18 protein-coding genes are annotated in these 20,999 nt (G+C 56.7%); 10 read left to right on the forward strand and 8 right to left on the reverse strand.

Annotated elements, in window-relative coordinates:
- From M0974_RS14080 to M0974_RS14095, 4 genes are all read left to right on the forward strand, one after another.
- Positions 1-1,499: GMC family oxidoreductase (locus M0974_RS14080; protein WP_297837630.1), on the forward strand; the 1,499-nt coding region annotated here is incomplete at its 5' end.
- 685 nt (positions 1,500-2,184) lie between these two features.
- Positions 2,185-3,171, forward strand: coding sequence for an ABC transporter substrate-binding protein (locus M0974_RS14085; RefSeq protein ID WP_297837632.1), 987 nt, complete (start codon positions 2,185-2,187; stop codon positions 3,169-3,171).
- 9 nt (positions 3,172-3,180) lie between these two features.
- Positions 3,181-3,984 carry an ABC transporter permease gene (locus M0974_RS14090; RefSeq protein ID WP_297837634.1) on the forward strand — a complete coding sequence of 268 codons (804 nt, stop codon included), beginning with the start codon at positions 3,181-3,183 and terminating at the stop codon, positions 3,982-3,984.
- Positions 3,972-4,805: an ABC transporter ATP-binding protein gene (locus M0974_RS14095; RefSeq protein ID WP_297837636.1), complete on the forward strand. Its 834-nt coding sequence runs from the start codon at positions 3,972-3,974 to the stop codon at positions 4,803-4,805. Before M0974_RS14090 ends, M0974_RS14095 begins: the two co-directional genes overlap by 13 nt.
- Positions 4,806-5,148: 343 nt before the next feature.
- Here the strand turns inward: M0974_RS14095 and M0974_RS14100 are convergent, their stop codons facing one another.
- From M0974_RS14100 to M0974_RS14110, 3 genes are all read right to left on the reverse strand, one after another.
- Positions 5,149-6,189, reverse strand: coding sequence for a hydroxyacid dehydrogenase (locus M0974_RS14100; protein ID WP_297837638.1), 1,041 nt, complete (start codon positions 6,187-6,189; stop codon positions 5,149-5,151).
- A gap of 39 nt (positions 6,190-6,228) precedes the next feature.
- A complete protein-coding gene (locus M0974_RS14105) occupies positions 6,229-7,596 on the reverse strand; it encodes an MFS transporter (protein ID WP_297837640.1) in 1,368 nt (455 codons plus the stop codon).
- A 64-nt stretch (positions 7,597-7,660) separates the two neighbouring features.
- Positions 7,661-8,326, reverse strand: a complete 666-nt coding sequence (locus M0974_RS14110; protein WP_297837642.1) for an RraA family protein — start codon at positions 8,324-8,326, stop codon at positions 7,661-7,663.
- Between the two features lie 134 nt (positions 8,327-8,460).
- Between M0974_RS14110 and M0974_RS14115 the strand changes: the two genes are divergently transcribed.
- Positions 8,461-9,405 (forward strand): LysR family transcriptional regulator, encoded by a 945-nt coding sequence (locus tag M0974_RS14115; protein WP_297837644.1) that lies wholly within the window; start codon positions 8,461-8,463, stop codon positions 9,403-9,405.
- Positions 9,392-10,276 carry a LysR family transcriptional regulator gene (locus M0974_RS14120; RefSeq protein ID WP_297837647.1) on the forward strand — a complete coding sequence of 295 codons (885 nt, stop codon included), beginning with the start codon at positions 9,392-9,394 and terminating at the stop codon, positions 10,274-10,276. Before M0974_RS14115 ends, M0974_RS14120 begins: the two co-directional genes overlap by 14 nt.
- 72 nt (positions 10,277-10,348) lie before the next feature.
- On the opposite strand, the gene M0974_RS14125 is transcribed toward M0974_RS14120, so the two are convergent.
- Entirely contained in the window at positions 10,349-11,623 is a 1,275-nt protein-coding gene (locus tag M0974_RS14125; protein ID WP_297837649.1) for a glucarate dehydratase family protein, read from the reverse strand.
- Positions 11,620-13,017 carry an MFS transporter gene (locus tag M0974_RS14130; protein WP_297837652.1) on the reverse strand — a complete coding sequence of 466 codons (1,398 nt, stop codon included), beginning with the start codon at positions 13,015-13,017 and terminating at the stop codon, positions 11,620-11,622. The genes M0974_RS14125 and M0974_RS14130 overlap by 4 nt, the downstream gene beginning before the upstream one ends.
- A gap of 104 nt (positions 13,018-13,121) precedes the next feature.
- On the opposite strand from M0974_RS14130, the gene M0974_RS14135 reads away from it, so the two are divergent.
- The 3 genes from M0974_RS14135 to M0974_RS14145 all read left to right on the forward strand — a co-directional run bounded on the left by M0974_RS14135 (position 13,122) and on the right by M0974_RS14145 (position 16,200).
- The gene (locus tag M0974_RS14135; RefSeq protein ID WP_297837654.1) at positions 13,122-14,024 is read left to right on the forward strand and encodes a LysR substrate-binding domain-containing protein; all 903 of its coding nucleotides are present in this window, start codon (positions 13,122-13,124) and stop codon (positions 14,022-14,024) included.
- 338 nt (positions 14,025-14,362) lie between these two features.
- On the forward strand, positions 14,363-14,869 hold the full coding sequence (gene msrA / locus M0974_RS14140; RefSeq protein ID WP_297837657.1) for a peptide-methionine (S)-S-oxide reductase MsrA: 507 nt from the start codon (positions 14,363-14,365) through the stop codon (positions 14,867-14,869).
- 284 nt (positions 14,870-15,153) lie between these two features.
- Positions 15,154-16,200 (forward strand): class I SAM-dependent methyltransferase, encoded by a 1,047-nt coding sequence (locus M0974_RS14145; protein ID WP_297837659.1) that lies wholly within the window; start codon positions 15,154-15,156, stop codon positions 16,198-16,200.
- Positions 16,201-16,302: 102 nt separating this feature from the next.
- On the opposite strand, the gene katG is transcribed toward M0974_RS14145, so the two are convergent.
- Positions 16,303-18,573, reverse strand: a complete 2,271-nt coding sequence (gene katG / locus M0974_RS14150) for a catalase/peroxidase HPI (RefSeq protein WP_297837661.1) — start codon at positions 18,571-18,573, stop codon at positions 16,303-16,305.
- 293 nt (positions 18,574-18,866) lie between these two features.
- Between katG and M0974_RS14155 the strand changes: the two genes are divergently transcribed.
- Positions 18,867-19,640, forward strand: coding sequence for an MBL fold metallo-hydrolase (locus tag M0974_RS14155; RefSeq protein ID WP_297837664.1), 774 nt, complete (start codon positions 18,867-18,869; stop codon positions 19,638-19,640).
- A 61-nt stretch (positions 19,641-19,701) separates the two neighbouring features.
- Here M0974_RS14155 and M0974_RS14160 read toward each other — a convergent pair whose 3' ends face one another.
- Together M0974_RS14160 and M0974_RS14165 are read right to left on the reverse strand one after the other, a co-directional pair.
- Positions 19,702-20,136, reverse strand: coding sequence for a GNAT family N-acetyltransferase (locus tag M0974_RS14160; protein WP_297837667.1), 435 nt, complete (start codon positions 20,134-20,136; stop codon positions 19,702-19,704).
- A gap of 54 nt (positions 20,137-20,190) precedes the next feature.
- A complete protein-coding gene (locus tag M0974_RS14165) occupies positions 20,191-20,913 on the reverse strand; it encodes a GNAT family N-acetyltransferase (protein WP_297837670.1) in 723 nt (240 codons plus the stop codon).
- Positions 20,914-20,999 lie beyond the last annotated feature (86 nt).

The following is a 20,999-nucleotide window of genomic DNA, read 5'->3' on the forward strand; positions in this document are numbered from 1 at the left end:
ACAAGAGCAAAAAGTACAGCTGGAATTTCTTGTCCGCACCGCAAAAAAACCTTAACGGCCGCACGCTGCATACCCCTCGGGGCAAGGCGCTTGGCGGTTCCAGCTCGATGAACAGCATGATCTACATTCGCGGACACGCCAGTGACTACGATCGCTGGGCCCAAGCCGGTTGCGTTGGCTGGGACTGGAACAGCGTGTTGCCATACTTCAAAAAATCCGAAAACAACCGCATCGGCCAAGACCCGCGTCTGCACGGCACCGGGGGCGAGTTGTACGTCGATGTTGCCCGCGACCCCAACCCGGTCTCGAGCCTGTTCATCAAAGCGGCAGAACGTGTAGGGCTCAAGCGCAACGACGATTTCAACGGTGATTACCTGGAAGGTTGTGGCATTTACAACCTTACGCAAAAAGATGCCAAACGCCTGTCCAGCTACCGCGCGTTTGTGGCGCCTGTGCTTGATCGCCCCAACCTCACCGTAATCACCGACTGTTCGGTGAAGTCGTTGATACTCGAACAGCGTGTTGCCAAGGGCGTGATCGTTCAGGTGCAAGGCAAGCAACAATCGCTGACGGCGCGCCGCGAGGTGATTCTTTGCGCGGGTTCGTTCGGCAGCCCGCAACTGCTACTGGCCTCCGGGATAGGCCCGGCAAGCGAACTGGAGAAGGCAGGGGTCAAGGTTCAGCACGACCTTCCCGGCGTGGGTAAAAACTTGCAGGATCACCTCGATGGTTTGATCACAGTGCGCTCCAAAAGCCCGCTCACACTGGGGTTTTCCCTCGGTTCACTGCCGAGCATTTTGATGTCGCCGTTGCGTTATATATTCAACAAAAAGGGTTGGTTGACGACCAATTATGTCGAAGCAGGTGGCTTTGCTCGAACGCCGCTGGCAAGCACCCTACCCGATGTGCAGATGCACTTTGTACCCGGCTATCGCAGCCACCGCGGACGTCTATTTGAATGGGGTCACGGCTACGCGGTACACACCTGCGTCCTGCGACCGAAAAGCATCGGCGAACTGCGACTTGAGCGCGGCGGCCAGTTGGTTATCGACTTCAACTTCATGTCCGACCCAGCCGACGCTGCGGTGTTGATCGAGGGTTTGAAACTGACCCGCCGAATACTCGCGGACAAGCAGTTCGACGCCATTCGTGGCGAAGAGATGCTGCCAGGCAAAGCCGTGCAGACCGATGAGCAATGGATGACGTACCTGCGTGAATACGCCGCCACGGTGTTCCATCCGGTGGGCACCTGCAAAATGGGCACCGACGCCATGAGCGTGGTCGACCTGGACCTGAAGGTGCACGGCGTGCGGGGTTTGCGAGTGGTTGACGCGTCAATCATGCCCACCCTGATCAGCGGCAACACCAATGCCCCCTGCATCATGATCGGTGAAAAAGCGGCTGATTTGATACTGCATGGCAATAGCACTATTCACGCTGAAACCACACCATCTGTAGGAACCAACTTGTTGGCGAAAGGCTTCACGCGGTCTGCCTGATAAACCGCGCCGCCTGCTTCCCGATATAGGTCCCACAGGGATTCAGGTGATACACAGGCGCACTTGATCCAGATCTTGATCTTGATCTTGATCTTGATGTAGATCTTGGCTCGCAAAAAAAGCAGGCCGAAGGCCTCCATTACATGCCCCGTAAAACCATAGAGGCCGAGCGAAGCGAGGGAAGTTGAGCGAAGCGAGACCCATGGTGGGGCAAGCGTTTTGGCGGGACCTTTTTGGCGTTTGAAAAAGGTTCCTCGCTGTAAGAGCGAAACCATACTTCCAGCAACCAAAAATAATGAATACACAGCCCAAAACCCAACGCCAACACACAACACGCCCTTGACCCTAACCCCTAAACCAGCAGAACCGCAGGGCCTTCATTTTTTGGCGTCTGAAAAAGGTTCCTCGCTGTAAGAGCGAAACCATAAGACCAGCAACCAAAAACGCCGGATATACACGCCAACCTCAGCGCCAACCCAACGTGCTTGCACCCCAATCACAGCCCATTTTTTTCCTCGCTAGCGACGACAAATTTACTAATTTTCCTACCCCCCGACATCAGCCAAGATCAAGCCTGCCACACAGAGGCAAAAGGTCCGTCAGAGACCGCACGTATTAGTTTTTGGCGCTACGCCCCACTGCCCCGAAATAGTCGAAATAAAAACCATCATTCCGGGAGTGTTAAATGATCAAGTCTTTCGTATCGCGCTGCATGCGTCCCTTGGCCCTGACCGCAATCGCTGCCGGCATGGCCAGCGCTGCCCAGGCAGGCACGCTCTCCATCGGCCATACCACGTGGGTCGGTTACGGCACGTTGTACCTGGCCAAGGACCTTGGCTATTTCAAGGACAACGGTTTGACGGTTGAATTGCCAACCATCGAAGAAGCATCCATGTACATGGCAGCACAAGCGTCGAGCAAGTTGTCGGGCTCGGCCTCCACCCTGGATGAAATCCTCAAGTACCGTCCGCAGTTCTGCTTCAAGGCCGTCGCGGCCCTTGATGAAAGCTATGGCGGCGACGGCGTGCTGGTGGGCAAAGACGTCAACAGCCTGCAAGACCTCAAAGGCAAGTCGGTGGCCGTCAACGAGGGTTCGGTATCGCAGTTCTGGCTCGCCTACCTGCTGAAGAACGCAGGCATGAAGATGAGCGACCTGACCATTCAGAACATGACCGCCGACGATGCAGCCACTGCGTTCATCGCCGGCCGTGTTCCTGCGGCAGTTACCTGGGAACCGCATCTGTCAGCCGTACGTAACAAGAAACAAGGCAAAGTGCTGGTCGACAGCAGCAGCACACCCGGCGTAATCGTCGATGTTGTGGCACTCAACTGCGATGTCATCGAGAAACAACCGGATGACGTCAAAGCCTTGGTAGCGGGTCTGTACAAGGCCGTCCAGTACACCAAGGACCACCCAAACGAAGCCTACGCGATCATGGCCAAAGGTGTCGGTGGTTATCTGGCTGACCCGGCCGAACTGGCTGCTGCGGCCAAGGGCGTACGCTTCTATGACCAGGCGATGAGCGAAAAACTGCTGGGCTCCAACGGCAGCACCGGCGACGCCACCAACGTCATCAAGTTGGCGAATCAAACGGCCACAGAACTGCAAGGCAAACCGTATAACGTCAGCTATGCAGATCTGATCGACAACCGTTTCATCAGCCCGAAATAGGAGCCGGCTATGTCCAAGCGTAACTCATGGCTGAACCGTTGCATCACCCCGAAAACCAGCTTGCCGATGCAGGTGATCTGGAGCGCCAGTGCCCTGGCCTGGATTCTGCTCATCGGGCTGTGGGCGGGCTTGTCCTATGGCGGTCTGGTGGCTGCGATGTTCCTGCCTACTCCCGGGCAAGTACTGGACGCCGCCATTCGTCTCAGCCGTGACGGCACCTTGGGCGTGCATGTCTGGGCCAGTCTGGAAGTGGTGATGGTCGGGTTCGTGATCTCTTCGGTGGTCGCGGTCCCGTTGGGCTTGTTGATGGGCAGCTTTCGAGTGGTTCAAGCGTTTCTCGAGCCGCTGGTCAACTTCATCCGCTACCTGCCCGTCACCTCGTTCGTGCCGCTGTTCATTTTGTGGATTGGCATCGGACTGGAACAACGGGTATCGGTCATCATTTTCGGGGTGTTTTTCCAGCAAGTGGTGATGATCGCCGACGTGTCGAAGGGTATCTCCAAAGACCTGATCAACGCGTCGTACACCTTGGGTTCCAGCCGTCGGGATGCGGTGATCCACGTCATCGCCCCGGCTTCGTTGCCCGGCGTGCTGGACACATTGCGGGTCACCATGGGTTGGGCCTGGACATACCTGGTCGTCGCCGAACTGGTGGCCGCATCAAGCGGCCTGGGCTACCTCAGCCTCAAGGCCATGCGTGGCTTTCAGGTCGACGTTATTTTCCTGGCCATCGCCGTCATTGGCCTGCTGGGTCTGATCACCGATCAACTCTTTAGATTTCTTCGTTTGAAGGTGGCCGCATGGGCTCAGTAAACGCAACTTCCCAAAGGCTCGCCACCCCCGTCAGCGTGGCGCCAAATGCTCCCCCGCAACTGAAAGTGGACAACGTCAGCTTGCGCTACCAAACCCCGGCTGGCAGTACGTTTACGGCACTGGAGCAGGTGTCGTTCGAGGTGCCTGACGAGCAGTTCGCGGTATTGGTCGGTCCTTCGGGCTGCGGCAAATCCAGTTTGCTCTACCTCACCGCAGGCCTTGCCGAACCGACGTCGGGGGAAATCTTCGTCGGCGGCAAACAGGTCGACGGACCCGGAGCCGACCGTGGCATGGTGTTCCAGGGCTACACGCTATTTCCATGGCTGACCGTACGGCAGAACATCGAGTTCGGACTCAAACGTCGTGGCATGCCATCCAAGGAGCGCAAGGAGGTCGTCGAGTACTACCTCAACGAGGTCGGCCTGACGCGTTTTGCCGACAACTATTCCAAGCAGTTATCAGGCGGCATGATGCAGCGGGTCGCCATCGCTCGCGCGCTGGCCAACGACCCGAAAATACTGCTGATGGATGAGCCTTTCGGTGCGCTGGACAGCCAGACCCGCCTGCAGATGCAACAACTGCTGCTGAAGGTCTGGGAGCACAGCAAGAAGACCGTCCTGTTCGTGACCCATGACATCGACGAGGCGATCCTGCTGGGTGATCGGATCTTCGTCATGGGCGCCCGTCCGGGACGCATCAAGAAAGTACTGGACGTTCCCATCGAGCGCCCAAGAAATCTCGACATGGTCATGGACCCGGAATTCATCAGCATGAAGAGGAATATTTTTCATCTGCTGCATGACGGCCCAGAAGAGCACTAAAGGCTACTGTGGGACCGAATTCATTCGGGAAGCAGGCGGCTCGGTTTATCTGAAATACCGCGTTGTTTGCCTTCCCGAATGAATTAGCTCCCACAGGTTGAACGCAGACATCCCTGTGGGAGCTAATTCATTCGCGAAGACGTCAGTCCGTACAACGTTATTTTCAGAGCAAACCCTACCCGGCAATCCGCACCGCGAGTTTGACCAGACTCAAATCACTGCCCAACGGCGCGCCGTCTTTGTTGATCAGTGGCAGCCCGAGCCACTTTGCACAGGTGTTCAAGCACTGGACCGGAGTGTCGCCCAGCGGGTATCGGCAAAAGTAGAGCAGATGGCTCTGACCTCACCCAAACACGCTGCCCCAACGATCCCGAAATACCTCCCAAACCTCTGGGTTAATCAAGTGTGGAGGGCGCTCACCCCGCATCATCGCCGCTATCTGATTAGCCGACGAGCGCGCGACATTACGCCGACCACCGTGGGTGACCCCTGCCGTGTGAAAAGTCGCGACAACGTTGGCGAGTGTCATCAATGGGGCGTCTTGACGAGGCGGCTCGACTTCCCAAACATCGAGCCCGGCGCCGCGTAGATGACCTTCACTCAATGCGTTGTACAGCGCCGCTTCATCATGGATGCCACCACGGGCTGTAGAAATGAATACAGCCCCCGGCTTCATCGCAGCAAACTGCTCAGCGCCAATCATATGGTAGGTCGAAGTATTCAACGGGCAATGCAGTGATACAAAATCACTCTGTTGAAGCAGCGCTTCCAACGTTGCCGGTTGGGCACCACGCTCTCGAATCTGTTCGGGGCTGAGCAGCGGATCATACGCCAACACGGTCAGGCCAAATCCTTGCGCGACCCGTGCCGTGCGGGTACCTATTTCGCCCAGCCCGATCAGGCCGATCGTACCGCCATAGATCTCATCCCCCATCAGCGCTTCACGGGTAAATCCGCTCTCATGACGCAGCTTGTTGTCTGACTCAACGACACGTTTGACCACGGCCAGCAGCAACGCAAAGGTATGTTCGGCAACCGAATGCGCATTGGCGCCCGCCTGATTGACCACCGCAATCCCTGCCCGACTGCAGGCCTCGACATCCACCGTGTCGTAACCGGCACCGCCCGAGGAGATGCACAGAAGGTTGGGGCACTGTTCAATCAACTGTGAGTTGACGAACCACGGCGCCGGCAGCTCATCTTTTGCCGCCGTAACATGGTAGGCATGGGCTGCTCGCAGCGCTGCCAGGGTGCGGTCATCATCGCCACGGCGAGCTAATACATTCAACGCCAGGTGCGGGTGAGAAGCGACTACCTCGTCAAACACCGGATTGATCCAGAAATCGAGTCGGCAGACCTGCGCCAAATGGGAGTGTGTGTTCATGGAAATTCTCTCAACAAAGGTTTCAGAAGACGAACACTGTCAGGCCTGAACATGGGCAACCGCTGACGGCTTTTGGTCAGCCTCGACGCTGGCGATGGGATGACTCGGTCTTGGCTCGATCATGGTCAGTACTACGATAAACGTGAGCAGTGAGCAAAGGCCCAAAAAGCCAAACACATAGTCCCAGTTGTAGGTATCCAGCAATAAGCCGACCACGAAGGGTGCGAAGGCGCCGCCGAGGGATCCGCCGGTATTTACGATCGACGCCGCAAAAGGCACCTTGTCTTTGGTCGCAAGGCCCATGGGATAAACCAGAAAGGTTGAGTAACCGATGTTCAGCAGGATACCGGCCAACAAAAACACTCCAGCCAACAACGCCGGTTCGCTGGGTGAGTTGAGCAGCACATACATCATGACGACGGTAGAAAAGGAAGTAATCAGCATGGCCGGCTTGCGTCGCTTGTCGAAAACACGGTCCGATAGCCATCCGCCCAACAGATTGCCAATGATCGCACCCACCCAAGGCGCGGCCGCCACCATCCCCATTTTCATCACGGAGTAATGCTTCACGGTGATCAAGTAGGTGGGAATCCAAGTCATGATGGCGTAGGTAATACCGACCAGCAGGAAGTAGCCCAGCGCACATGCCCACACGTTCCACGACCGCAAAATAGTCTTGTTGTCCGCCAGCGGTTGCACATCGCGGCTGCGGATGAAGGTATCAATCCAGGAGGGCCCTTTTGACTCGGTTGCCCGTTTCGGCCCGGAGGCGCCTGGGGTTTCCTGGATATAGCTCACCTCTTGCTGCGTGCAATGACGGCTCTGGGAAGGATCGTCCTTAACCAGCCACCACCACAACGCCGCAATAAAGAAGCCCGGTATGGCAAACAGGTAGAACACCTCGCGCCAACCATAAAGGCTGACAATCACGGCACACAGCGGTGGCACGAACGCGGGCGCAACCTTGATCGACGACATGAAGATTCCGGTGGCCAAGCCTTTTTCATGGGCCGGAAACCACCTATTGATGATCGACACAATACCGATGTTGATTGGGCCTTCAGCCGCGCCGAGAACCGCGCGGGCAACTTTCAGCTGCAACACGCTGGAGGTAAAACCGATGGCCAGTGTGGACAGCGATGTCAAGATCAGCGACCCCGTCAGAAACTTGCGGATGCCGTAGCGACTGAACAGGTAACCCGCAGGAATCTGCACCACCGCATAAGTGAGGTAGAACAAGCTGGCCAATGCCCCGATGTCGGTATTGGACAGCGCATATTCCTGTTTAATAAAAGGCACCACCACGCCGATGTTGGCACGATCGGCCCCGGCCACCATATAGGCCAGGAAGAACAGCGTAGCGACCACCCACCTGAAGCGGCTGGCTGGCTTTGATTGGTCATTCATGTTTTCACCGATGTTATTGAATTTATTTTCGGTAACTTTTTTGCAACTGGATAGGCGTTATGGGTCAGTCCAACAGGCCCTTCGCAGCGAGCGCAGATTCCATCCAGCTTTGCCTGAACTCACCCGTGGCAATCTCTGCCATGACGCGTTGTTCGTGCTCGGCATGCAGCCCGGCAAGCCGAAGAATTTCTTCCGCCTGATCCTGGGAAAAAGTGACCAGGCCGTCCTCATCACCCACCACAATGTCGCCTGGCGAGATGATCATGCCGCCGATGCTGACCGGGACGTTCACCTCACCGGGGCCATCTTTGCGCGGGCCACAATGCACCACGGCACGGGCATACAGCGGAGTATTCTCAAAGGCGACGACATCACGAATTGCGCCATCAACCACGTAACCGACACAGCCACGCATATCGGCATAGAGCTTTACCAGCTCGCCGATGACGGCATTATTGGTGTCACCTTGAGCGTCGATGACCAGTACATGACCTGGCTGCAGCATGGTCATGGCTTTGTAGACCAGCAGGTTGTCGCCGGGGCGGGTTTTTACGGTAAGCGCGGTGCCCACCAGTTTCCCGGTCTTATTCAACCGTAAAAGGCCATGTGCACCAACGTGCCGCCCCATGTTGTCGCTGATATGCGGCGTGACAACGTTAGCGAACGCTTTCACAAGTGAGGCTGCTGCAGGGGCACAGGCGGGATTGATTCGAAGACCGGGTAAAGACATGACGACTCCTGCACCTGAAGATGCTGTTTGTTGTTGTGGCTTGAGCGTGCCCCAAATTATTAGTCCGACGTTTTAATGAGAGAAAGTGATATTTTACGAACATTGGATATTCTAAAATAAGATGAATTAAGTCGATGGCGACATTCAAGCAACTCGAAGCATTGATCACGGTGGTGGATCAAGGAACCTTTGAATCAGCGGCTGCCCGCCTGCGCGTCGCTCAATCAGCCATCTCCCGGCAAATCCAGGAGTTGGAAAGCTGGCTCGGATTTGAGCTGTTTGATCGCTCTGCCCGCACCGCCCGGCTCACACCCAATGCCGGGGATATCGTTGACCAGGCGAGGCAAATTCTGCTCCAGCGAGAAACCGTCAACAGTTGTTTGATCAGTAACGACGTACTCAATCGAACGTTGCGACTTGGCATCACCGAACTCAGCGCTTTGACGTGGCTACCGCATCTAGTGAAAGCCGTTGCGACCCATTACCCGAAGGTACACATCGAACCGGAAATCGACTTGAGCGTGCGGCTGTACGAAATGTTGATTGCGGGGCAACTGGACCTGATAGTTGTTCCGGACGCCTTCCACTCCAACGGCTTGATCAAGGTTGCCCTGGACACTGTGAACAATGGCTGGTTCTGCGCGCCAGGCCTACTGGATCACACGCGTACATTGTCGTTGAAAGACGTTAGCCAGCAGACGCTATTGGCCCAAGGAAATCAGTCCGGTTCAGGCCTGTTGATGGGCCAGTGGTTAGCCGAGCACCATGCAGTGCCCGTCAATTACATCCCCTGCAGCAGCCTGGTGGCGCTGGTGGGGTTAGCGGTCGCGGGTCTTGGCGTGACTTACCTGCCCTACGTCGTCGCCGAACCGTCCTTGGCCAGTGGACAACTTGTGCAGGCCCGTGTCGAACCGACGCTGCCGGTAACAGCCTACGTAGCACTGGGACGAGCCGATACCTGCAGCCCCTTCCATCGACACATCCTCGATCTGATGCTACTGCACTGCAACCTGCAGAAACCCTACGAACGATCATCGCCTGCTCGTTCCCACCAAGGTGCATTCGATGGTCAACGTTAAGCAGATCGAAGCGTTCTACTGGACCGTTAAATTAGGCACGCTACAAAGAGCCGCCACCCACCTGTTCATTACTCAGTCTGCAGTGACCAAACGTCTCCAGGAATTGGAAAAAAATGCGTGTCAGCCGCTGTTTGAAGACAACGGACCAAAAACCCGACTCACCGCCAAAGGCGAAGAATTACTGATTACCTGTGAAGCGCTGATCGCAGGCTTGGCAGAGCTGCAAACCCTGCGAGGGAAAAACAGGCAGGTGGCGAGAAATGTAAAAATGGGGGTGACCGAACTGGTTACGCTGACCTGGTTTTCTTCATTTGTGGCAGGACTTAAAGCCGCTCATCCCGACGTGTCATTGCACCCCGACGTGGACCTGTCAGCCCGCCTGCAGCAAAAGCTGCTGGATGGAGACCTCGACCTAGTGGTTATTCCAGAAGACTACGTGACCTCAGCGATGACCTCGATCCACTTGCAGTCTATTGAGTTTGCCTGGCTCGCACCTCCCCATCAGTTTGCAGAAAGCAAAACCCTGTCGCTCAAAGAGCTCGCAACGTGGCCGCTGATTGTTCAAGGGCCGGACTCGGGGATCACCCAGCGCTGCGAGCAACTGTTCGTCCGCGCGGGTATCGATTTCAATCGGGTGTACGGGAGCAACAGCTTGTTTGCATTGGTTGCATTGATCCGCGCCGGGGTGGGATTGAGCTGCGTCCCCAGAGCCCTTTTTGCCAAAGACATTGAGCAGCAGGTGCTGCAGGAAGTATCCGTCCAAACCCCTCCACCACCGGTCAACTATCACTTGGCGATTCTAAAGCATGGGCACAGCGGGCTGACTGGGCAATTGGCAGAACTGTGCCGACTGGCCGTAGAGAACACCTAGCGAAAAACGGATGATTTTTTGGAGCGCCTGATGGGCTAGACCCACACCCAATCAGGCTCTCCCTATGCCCTATCAGAACCGCGGTTTAACCGCTTTCCACTCCGGCTTATAACGCTGCATCTGTTTCACGTCGTCGCGCTGGCGTATGCCGCAGCTGAGGAATTGGTCGTGCAGCTTGGCCAATTGATCGTGATCCAGCTCAAGGCCCAAACCGGGTGCGCGGGTGATCCTCACGCAGCCATCGACGATGGGAATCTTGCCGCCTTTGATCACCTCTTCGTCCGGCTCCTGCCATGGGTAATGCGTGTCGCACGCATAATCCAGATTAGGTACCGAGGCAGCCAGATGAGTCATTGCCATCAGGCTAATGCCCAAGTGCGAGTTGGAATGCATGGACACGCCGAGACCAAAGGTTTCACACATTTTGGAGAGCACCTGCGTGTCGCGCAGGCCACCCCAATAGTGGTGATCGGCAAGGACGATTTGCACGCTGTTCAGCGCAACACTGCGACGAAACTCGTCGAAATCGGTGACCACCATATTGGTCGCCAGCGGCAAGCCGGTGCGCTTGTGCAGCTCGGACATACCCTCCAGACCGGGCGTCGGGTCTTCGTAATACTGCAGGTCGTCGCCCAGTAACTCAGCCATTCGGATCGATGTTTCCAGCGACCAGTTACCGTTCGGGTCGATGCGTAGCGGGTAGCCGGGGAAGGCTTTTTTCAGCGCTTTGATGCACGACACTTCGTGTTCAGGTGGCAGCGTACCGGCCTTGAGCTTGATGCTTTTGAAGCCGTAAGCCTCGATCATGCGACGTGCCTGGGCAACGATCTGCTCCTCGTTCAGGGCCTCTCCCCAACTGTCCGGCTTATAGGGTGAATCAACATGCTGGGCATACTTGAAGAATAGGTAAGCGCTGAATGGAACTTCGTCACGGATGGCACCGCCGAGCAAGTCCACCAACGGCACATTCAGCGAGTGTGCTTGTAGGTCCAGAAACGCCACTTCGAACGCAGAATAAGCGTTGCTTACCGCTTTACTGGCATGCGAGCCCGGCGCCAGTTCTGCACCGGGAATGCTGGCGGGTTTGTTCGCGGCCACGGTGGCCTGCACGATGGATCGCAGCTGATTGAGGTTAAACGGGTCCAGACCGATCAGCAGCGGTTGCAGCTGCTGTTGGATCAGCAGCGCCGGAGCATCGCCATAGCTTTCGCCCAAACCGATGTAGCCGTTGTCGCTTTCAATTTCAATGATCGAGCGTAGCGCAAAGGGTTCGTGGATACCGCTGGCGTTAAGCAGCGGTGGATCACGGAAAGCAATTGGGGTGACGGTAACTCGGACGATTTTCAAGAGGTTGCTCCCGTTGGATCAGCATTCAAGGACGTATGACTGATGGATGATTTTTTTGCCAAGGCCTTCACGGGTTTGCTTATCAAGGCGCTCGGGGTGCCGCCACGAGGTGCCGTGCGGGCGAAAAAGATCACCACCGCCGCGACCAGTGAAGTAATCGCCAGGCCGTACATGCCGCCTTCGATGGAACCGGTTTTCTGCTCCAGAAAACCGAACGCAGTCGGCGCTACGAATCCGCCAAGGTTGCCGATGGAGTTGATCAAAGCGATCACCGCTGCCGCGATACGGGCGTCCAGATAGCCCTGCGGAATCGGCCAGAACAACGCCGAGGCCGCCTTGAAGCCAATGGCAGCAAAGCAGATGGCGACGAAGGCGAAGATCGGCCCGCCAATGGTGGACATGAACATACCGACGGCCGCAACCACCAACGTAACGGCAACCCAGGCTTGCTGGTGTTTCCATTTACCGGCCATGGCAGCGAAGCCATACATCGCGATGATAGAAATGATCCATGGAATCGAGTTGAAGAGCCCGACCTGGAAGTCACCAAGGTTGCCCATCTTTTTGATCATGCTCGGCAGCCAGAACGTGGCGCCGTAAATGGTCAGGGCGATGGAAAAGTAGATAAAGCAGAACAGCGCGATTTGCTTGTCGGCCAGCAGCTTGAACATGGACGGTTTGACCGTCTGCGAGGCTTCACGAGCCTGCTGTTCGTGCTCGATTGCGCCAACCAGTGCGTCCTTTTCTTCCTCGCTCAACCACTTCGCTTGGCGCGGATGGGATTGCAGCCAGAACCAGACAAAACCACACAGTATGATGGAGGCGAAACCTTCAATCAGGAACATCCACTGCCAGCCGTGCAGATTGAGGCCGTTGACGTGGAGCAGCGCGCCAGATACCGGGCCGGAGATCACGGAAGCAATGGCTGAACCGCTGAGGAAAATCGCCATGGCCTTGCCCCGTTCTGACGAGGGTAGCCATTGGGTGAAATAATAAATGATGCCAGGGAAAAAACCCGCTTCGGCGGCGCCAAGAATGAAGCGCAACACGTAGAAGCTGGTCTCACCGCGAACAAAGGCCATGGCCATTGCTGCCACGCCCCAAGTGAGCATGATGCGTGTCAGCCATGCGCGAGCACCGTAGCGTTGCAGCAGCATATTGGAGGGAACTTCGAATATCGCGTAACCAATGAAAAACAGCCCGGCGCCCAAGCCATAGGCGGCAGCGCCAATGCCCAGGTCGGTTTCCATGTGGCTGCGCACGAAGCCGATATTGACCCGGTCGATGTAATTGACAATGAACATGATGACGAACAGGGGCAACACATGGCGCTTGACCTTGGCCGCTGCGCGAGCGAGGACGGAGGGATCTGGTGGACTGTGTAAATGGTTCAAAACGCGACTCCCGATTTGTTTTTTTAGGGACAAACCGATCATGGACGCGCTCATTGATCCCGTCTAATCTAACTTGGCATTCGATTGATACCTGGATTAGATCAATGTTCGAACTTACTCAACTGCGCTGCTTTACCACGGTGGCGACAGAACTCAACTTTCGGCGCGCCGCCGAACGGCTGAATATGACTCAACCGCCCCTCAGTCGGCAGATTCAATTGCTGGAGCACCATCTGGGGGTCGACCTGTTCACGCGCACCACCCGCAGCGTTGCCTTGACTGCGGCGGGCCGAGCATTCTTCGTCGAAGCCCAGAATTTGCTGGAGCGCGCCCAGCAAGCGGCGGTCACTGCCCGACGCTTTGCCGAGGGCGATATCGGCACGGTCAACATCAGCTTTGTCGGCAGTGCAGTGTATGAATTCCTGCCCAAAGTCATCGCTGAGGCACGGCTCAAACAGCCCCATGTCAAAATCGACCTGTCAGAGATGAACACCTACCAGCAACACGAAGCCCTTCGCGCTCGGCGTATTGATTTGGGCATCGTCCGCGCGCCTTTACTGGAGCCGGGCTACGCCACTGAATGCTTGGTGCGCGAGCCGTTCGTGTTGGCCGTTCCCAGCCACCACCCACTGGCCAGCGCTGAAAACGTATCGGTCAAAGACCTCGATGCGCAGCCCTTCCTCATGTACTCCCACGCAGCCTACCCGCCCTTCAACGAACTGCTGACCGGCATGCTCCGCTCGGCCCGGGTCGCGCCGGAATACGTGCAATGGCTCGGCTCATCACTGACCATCCTCGCGTTGGTCAACGCCGGAATGGGGCTAGCCTTGGTCCCGCGTTGCGCTAGCAGTGTCGTGTTCAAAAACGTAGTGTTTCGCGATATTGATTTGGGAGAAGGCGTGCAAAGCGAACTGCACTTGATCTGGCACGAAAACAACGACAACCCGGCGTTTGCGATGTTGCTGGAAGGGATTCGACGGGCGGTGGTTGAGGGCTGGGGGATTTGAAGAACAGTATTCCTGCAGAGAATCGCGCCGCGTCCTTCGCAAGCAAGCTTACTCCCACAGGGTATTTGTATGTCTGAAGCTGTTGTGTGGATTGAATACCGAACATACACCCAAGATAAATTCCAACCCCCACTAATGCCCATGTCGTTCAAAATCCTGTGGGAGTAAGCTTGCTTGCGAAGGCAATATCATGACCCAAGATATCTCCGTAACGGATGAGGTCTTAAAGCTACGCCATGCTGACGGTGATCTGCCCGACATGCTAAAAGGCACGTCAGCGACCAACTAATCTGCCGGTGGTGTACTCCAAGGGTAGATCACTGATGAAGGACTTTGATATGACGACGCAAACCGAAACCGCCATCCTCGCCGGCGGCTGCTTCTGGGGCATGCAGGATTTGCTGCGACGCTACCCCGGCGTGCTATCCACGCGCGTGGGCTACACGGGCGGAGATGTACCCAACGCCACCTACCGCAATCACGGTACCCACGCAGAAGCGATCGAGATCGTGTTCGATCCGAGCCAGATCAGCTACCGACAAATTTTGGAGTTTTTTTTCCAGATCCACGACCCGTCCACCAAAAATCGTCAGGGTAACGACTTGGGTTTGAGCTACCGGTCAGCACTCTACTACCTTAACGATGAGCAGAAGCAGATAGCCCAAGACACCGTGGCCGATGTCGATGCTAGCGACCTTTGGCCGGGTAAGGTGGTCACCGAAATAGAGCCCGCGCGCGAGTTCTGGGAGGCAGAGCCGGAACATCAGGACTATCTGGAACAATTCCCCAACGGGTACACGTGCCACTTCATTCGACCAAACTGGAAGCTGCCTAAGCGCGCGTGAAAAGGAGACTGTCATTCTGGGGGGAGCGTGCGCCCCCCCGGCCAGTACTAACCGACTGATGGAAGGCTAAACCGTCCTAGCCGCTCACTGAGTGCCCTCAGCTGAACTACACTTGCTACCTGCCTTTTCGGGACCGATCTCCCCTTCCCAAAGGCATTCAAGACCATCGTGCCCTAGGACTGTCTCGCCCCAGGACCACGGTGCTATTGATCTCGCCGCCGCCGAGCGGGCAGTCACCTTCATCGGCGCCATCGTGCGGCGGCCTCTATCAAGGAGGCAATAACATGAACGAGGAAAAACTCCACGACTTCATGGGCAAGTTGGTAACGGACATGGGCGGCGCAGCGATGCTGGCGAACATGATTCTCGGCGATGAGCTCGGCCTGTATCGGGCCATGGCCGATAGTCAATTCCTGACCCCGGAAGCATTGGCCAGCAAAACCGACTGCAACCCCCGACTGGTTCGCGAATGGCTCAGCGCCCACGCAGCGTCTGGTTACATGGAACACAGTGACGGAAAGTTTCGCCTGCCTGAAGAACAGGCGATGACACTCGCAATCGAAGATTCCCCGGTTTATATGGCGGGTGGCGCAGTGGTAGTTGCGGCGCTGTTTCATGACAAGGACAAGCTGGTTGCAGCCATGCGCGGCGACGGCGCGTTGGCATGGGGCGATCACCATCCTTGCATGTTCAGCGGCACAGAACGGTTCTTCCGACCCGGTTACCGAATGCATTTGGTGGCCGAATGGTTGCCAGCGCTGGAGGGCGTGGTCGATAAGCTGAAGAACGGCGCCAAGGTAGCTGACATCGGGTGCGGGCACGGCGCCTCGACCGTGATTATGGCCCAAGCCTTTCCCGCCTCGCAGTTCGTCGGCTTCGACTATCACGCTCCGTCTATCGACACCGCGAATCAGCGTGCAGAACAAGGCGGCGTTGGCGATCGGGTACGCTTCAGCCAAGGCACCGCAAAAAATTATCCGGGCAACGACTACGACCTGATCTGTTATTTCGACTGCCTGCACGACATGGGCGATCCGGTAGGCGCCGCGCGGCATGCCTATCAGTCATTAAAGCCGGACGGCACGGTGCTGTTAGTAGAGCCTTATGCCACGGACCAACTGGACGGAAACGCCACACCGGTGGGACGGTTGTTCTATGCCGCCTCGACGTTTATCTGCACCCCCAACTCGTTGTCCCAGGAAGTGGGGCTCGGTCTGGGCGCGCAGGCCGGCGAAGCACGCCTGCGCGATGTACTCAACCAAGCAGGCTTCACCCATGTACGCCGGGCTGCAGAAACACCGTTCAACCTGATATTTGAAGCACGCAAGTAACAACACCACAACGCACAACGCCTCCACGAGGGAGGCGCTGTGCTTTGCGTAACGTTTGCGTAACAACAGGCGAAAGATGAAACGCCTACGCCATCACCCTCCTCACTTAAGGTCGAAGCGATCGAGGTTCATCACTTTGGTCCAGGCCGCAATAAAGTCTTTGACAAATTTTTCCTGCGCGTCGGCGCTGCCATAGACTTCAGCCAATGCCCGCAGTTGGGCGTGTGAGCCGAAGACCAGATCGACTCGGGTGCCGGTCCACTTCACTTCGCCCGTCTTGCGGTCGCGCCCTTCAAACGTATCCTTACCGCCCCCGACCGCATTCCACGCCACGCCCATGTCGAGCAGGTTCATGAAGAAGTCGTTAGTCAGCGCTTCGGGCCGCTGGGTGAAGACGCCGTGCTGGGTCTGCCCGACGTTGGTGTTCAAGACACGCATGCCGCCAACAAGCACCGTCATTTCCGGCGCAGTCAGTGTCAGCAGTTGCGCCTTATCCACCAGCAATGCCTCCGCCGAGGCGGTGTAATTGCCCTTGAGGTAGTTGCGGAAGCCATCGGCGATGGGTTCGAGAAAGGCGGACGACTCCACATCTGTCTGATCTTGCGAGGCGTCCATGCGTCCCGGCGTGAAAGCGACCGTCGTGGTGTGCCCGGCATTTTTCGCAGCCTGCTCGACGCCGGCGCAACCGGCCAGCACGATCAAGTCAGCCAGAGAGATCTTCTTACCGCCAGACTGTGCGCTGTTGAACTCGCCCTGAATACCTTCGAGGGTAGTGAGTACGCTTGCCAATTGCTCAGGCTGATTGGCCTGCCAATACTTCTGTGGAACCAGGCGCAAACGCCCACCGTTCGCGCCGCCACGCTTGTCGGAGCCGCGGAAGGTGGAAGCCGACGCCCATGCTGTCGACACCAGTTGCGAGACAGTCAGGCCCGAGGCCAGGATTTTTCCTTTAAGTGAAACGACGTCATCTTCACTTACTAACGCATGATCGACCGCTGGAATCGGGTCCTGCCACAGGAGTTCTTCGGCTGGCATTTCCGGGCCGAGGTAGCGCGCCAGGGGCCCCATGTCACGGTGGGTCAGCTTGAACCAGGCGCGGGCGAATGCGTCGTCCAACTGCGCTGGGTTCTCAAGAAAGCGGCGTGCAATTTTTTCATAGGCCGGGTCGAATCGCAGGGCGAGGTCCGACGTCAACATGGAGGGGGCACGGCGCTTGGACGGATCGTGGGCATCCGGTACGGTGTTCGCGCCACCGCCGTTCTTCGGCGTCCATTGATGCGCGCCAGCAGGACTTTTTGTCAGCTCCCATTCGAAGCCGAACAGGTTCTCCAGGTATTGATTGCTCCAACGGGTTGGCGTTGAGGTCCAGGTCACTTCCAGGCCGCTGGTGATCGTGTCACCGCCTTTGCCGGTGCCGAAGCTGTTCTTCCAGCCAAAGCCCTGATCTTCGATGTCAGCGGCTTCGGGTTCGGCGCCTACGTTAGTCGCGGGCCCTGCACCGTGGGTCTTGCCGAACGCGTGACCGCCGGCAATCAGTGCCACGGTTTCTTCATCATTCATCGCCATGCGCCCGAAGGTCTCGCGAATATCCTTCGCCGACGCCACCGGGTCCGGGTTGCCCTCAGGGCCTTCCGGGTTCACGTAGATCAAGCCCATTTGTACGGCGGCTAGTGGATTTTCCAGGTTGCGCCCTTGGCTGTCAGTACGGCTCTCTTCAAGGCCGTGCATCTCTGGCTCGGCAACGAGTACGCCTTCGCCGGGTTCCTGCATTTCCTTATTATTGCCATAGCGGTTGTCGCCGCCCAACCAAGTGGTTTCAGACCCCCAGTAAACATCCTCCTCCGGCTCCCAGACGTCTGGACGCCCACCTGAGAAACCAAAGGTTTTGAAGCCCATGGACTCCAGTGCGACGTTGCCTGTAAGAACGATCAGGTCAGCCCAGGAAATTTTACGGCCGTACTTCTGCTTGATCGGCCAAATCAGCCGACGCGCTTTGTCGAGGCTGACGTTATCCGGCCAACTGTTGAGAGGCGCGAAGCGCTGCTGACCGGCGCCGGCACCGCCACGACCATCGGCCGTGCGGTAAGTACCGGCACTGTGCCAAGCCATGCGAATGAACAGCGGACCGTAATGACCAAAGTCTGCAGGCCACCAGTCTTGGGAGTCGGTCATCAGTGCACGTAAATCCTGCTTGACGGCCGCCAGGTCGAGGCTCTTGAACTCTTTGGCATAGTCAAAGCCCTCGCCCATAGGATCGGACAAGGACGAGTGTTGATGCAGGATCTTCAGGTTCAGTTGTTTCGGCCACCAGTCGCGGTTGGTTGTGCCACCACCAGCGGCGTGATTAAACGGGCATTTCGATTCAGTTGACATTTTTTTATCTACCTTTGGTCGTTTTCATCCGGCTATACGGCCCGTCGAGGCGCCCAGTAGCGATGACTAGCTGATTCTTGGCTTTCTTATCAGATTTAAAACGGGCTGACTTTCGACAGCGCTCCTTCCAGACTAGCCCTCTCCCTGTAGACTTCTAATAGTAAGAGTCTTTGTACCTGATAGTTACACGCTTTTACCCGCGTGACCAATGCCGTCAGTAATGACTACAGACTGCTCTTTTTTTGCATACAGCGTGCTTTCACCCCCCTGTTCTGAAAAGTTACTGGAGCTTCATGATGCGCATTGCTGATCGCTGGTTTGAGACAAAACGCATCGACGACCGGATTACGCTGCTGTGGGAGCCGCATGTCGCTCGGCTTGACCAATGCAACATGTGGCATGTGCGCGGGCGCGATAGCGATCTTCTGGTCGATGCCGGTATGGGCATCAGTAGCTTGAAATCAGCGATGGCAGCGCTATTGAACAAACCGCTTATCGTGGTTGCGACCCATAGCCATACGGATCATGTCGGCAGCCTGCACGAATTCGAACATCGCCTGGTGCACCCGTTGGAGGCGCATAGTCTGGCCACTCCAGCGACCTATCCAGTGCTGTGCAGTTGTCACTGGCCTGGCACTTCTCGCGCGAACATTGAGGCGCAAGGTTATGAGGTACCGGACGTCATGATTGATGCCTATCCTCATGAAGGTTTTGACCCGTTCACCTTTCGCCCGAGGGGTACTCAAGCGACGCGTCTAATTGATGAGGGCGACGTGGTTGACCTAGGCGATACAGCGTTCGAGGTGCTGCATCTGCCCGGTCATTCTCCCGGCAGCATCGGACTGTGGGAGAAAAATACGGGCACCCTGTTTTCCGGCGATGCCATTTACGATGGGCCGCTGTTGGACAAGATAGGCGGCGCTAACGTGACCGACTATCAGCGCACGATGCACCGTTTGAAAAATCTGCCCGTTGAAGTGGTGCATGGCGGTCATGATCCGAGCTTTGGTCGAGCGCGGATGCTTGAGTTGGCTGAGGATTATCTACGGCGTAGTGAGCAAGGCTGATCATTACCGAGCGCAGAACGAGCTGCGTGATTTCGGCAAGCCAGGTCCTGCTGGTCAAAGATCAAACGTTTTCATTTTCCGACCGCGTAAACGAGTACCGATCAATATCAGTCCTCAGCTGCCAACCTTGGCTGCGCCAATAGTCAGCAGCGGTCGCGTTTGTCTTGATCACGTCGAGGTGACACTTCAGTATCCCGTGTTGCTCAAGCGTTGACAGACAGCGTTCTACCAGCGTGTTGGCTATGCCTTGGCGCCGATATTGAGGAAGAACAACCAAATGCTGCAAATACCCTCTGCGGCCGTCGTGCCCACACATGACGCAAGCACAGAGAATGCCTGCGACTTCAGCAACGAAGCTCATCCCGGGATTTCGTTGCAGGTATTTCGAAGTCGATTCACGAGAGTCAGCATCGCGGAAGGTGACGCCTGGCGTACGTTTCATGAGGTCGATGACCCCATCGTAATCGTCCATGGTCATAACTCGAATAGTAAGCATTGATTGGGCCTGGCGCTTTAACGGTTTGGCTCAGCAGCCTATCAGAAGCGACGCCTAAACCAACCGCAACCCGCCCCCAATGCCCGGCACAGCACTCTCGCCCAGACGCTCCTGCACAAATGCCTTAGCGTGGCGCGTCATTTGATCGAGTTGGCGGTCGCGCTTCTTCTCGGCGTCTGTCATCGCTCTTTTGCCGTGTTGCTGCAGCAGGTAGGTGTGGATTTGCCGCACCTCCAACGAGTTATAAATCGGCGCAACATCCAACACGGCCAGCAAACTATCGGTGCCATGGTCGTAGGTGTTCATAACCACCTGCGGACCGCGCGCGCCCAACACCTGAAAGCCCAACGATTCGAAATACGGGACCTTGGCCACGGTGCACGCCAGGTCAGCGTGAGGGTAACGACCGAGCATCTGATGGAGCATTGCGCGGGCAATGCCCTGACGTCGATGGCTCGCCCGGACTGCCATATAGGGCACCGCGCAGGCCTCAGGATCGTCTTTTACCGGCAGGTACAGCAAAAAGCCGACAACGATAGAAGGGTCTTCGTCGTCTAGCGCAACGATTAGCTCGACCGGTATGCCCTTGGAACCGTCCAAAGCATCCAGGTAGAGATGAACTTCGAAGCCGATACCGTATTGATACAGGTTGTACAGCGGATTGCTTGGTGCGATGGCGACCATGCTGATGTCGGTCAGGTAATCCACGACCATCTGCAGAATCTGGCTTTTGATGAGTTCCGGGGGCGGAGTTTGAAACAGGGTGATCGTGGACATCGAGAATCTGGCTCCGAGGGTAGAGGCTTGCCTGCGGATTAAGGTTCGCGCTGGCTGACGTCATCATAACCCGTCTTTGTGCCACT

Source organism: Pseudomonas sp. (genome assembly GCF_026224925.1).
GTDB lineage: Bacteria > Pseudomonadota > Gammaproteobacteria > Pseudomonadales > Pseudomonadaceae > Aquipseudomonas.

Excerpts from the sequence above, each read along its gene's own strand:
- M0974_RS14085 (WP_297837632.1), top strand. The coding sequence starts at position 2,185 with ATGATCAAGTCTTTCGTATCGCGCTGCATGCGTCCCTTGGCCCTGACC.
- M0974_RS14090 (WP_297837634.1), top strand. The coding sequence starts at position 3,181 with ATGTCCAAGCGTAACTCATGGCTGAACCGTTGCATCACCCCGAAAACC.
- M0974_RS14095 (WP_297837636.1), top strand. The coding sequence starts at position 3,972 with ATGGGCTCAGTAAACGCAACTTCCCAAAGGCTCGCCACCCCCGTCAGC.
- M0974_RS14100 (WP_297837638.1), bottom strand. The coding sequence starts at position 6,189 with ATGAACACACACTCCCATTTGGCGCAGGTCTGCCGACTCGATTTCTGG.
- M0974_RS14105 (WP_297837640.1), bottom strand. The coding sequence starts at position 7,596 with ATGAATGACCAATCAAAGCCAGCCAGCCGCTTCAGGTGGGTGGTCGCT.
- M0974_RS14110 (WP_297837642.1), bottom strand. The coding sequence starts at position 8,326 with ATGTCTTTACCCGGTCTTCGAATCAATCCCGCCTGTGCCCCTGCAGCA.
- M0974_RS14115 (WP_297837644.1), top strand. The coding sequence starts at position 8,461 with ATGGCGACATTCAAGCAACTCGAAGCATTGATCACGGTGGTGGATCAA.
- M0974_RS14120 (WP_297837647.1), top strand. The coding sequence starts at position 9,392 with ATGGTCAACGTTAAGCAGATCGAAGCGTTCTACTGGACCGTTAAATTA.
- M0974_RS14135 (WP_297837654.1), top strand. The coding sequence starts at position 13,122 with ATGTTCGAACTTACTCAACTGCGCTGCTTTACCACGGTGGCGACAGAA.
- msrA (WP_297837657.1), top strand. The coding sequence starts at position 14,363 with ATGACGACGCAAACCGAAACCGCCATCCTCGCCGGCGGCTGCTTCTGG.
- M0974_RS14145 (WP_297837659.1), top strand. The coding sequence starts at position 15,154 with ATGAACGAGGAAAAACTCCACGACTTCATGGGCAAGTTGGTAACGGAC.
- katG (WP_297837661.1), bottom strand. The coding sequence starts at position 18,573 with ATGTCAACTGAATCGAAATGCCCGTTTAATCACGCCGCTGGTGGTGGC.
- M0974_RS14155 (WP_297837664.1), top strand. The coding sequence starts at position 18,867 with ATGATGCGCATTGCTGATCGCTGGTTTGAGACAAAACGCATCGACGAC.
- M0974_RS14160 (WP_297837667.1), bottom strand. The coding sequence starts at position 20,136 with ATGCTTACTATTCGAGTTATGACCATGGACGATTACGATGGGGTCATC.
- M0974_RS14165 (WP_297837670.1), bottom strand. The coding sequence starts at position 20,913 with ATGTCCACGATCACCCTGTTTCAAACTCCGCCCCCGGAACTCATCAAA.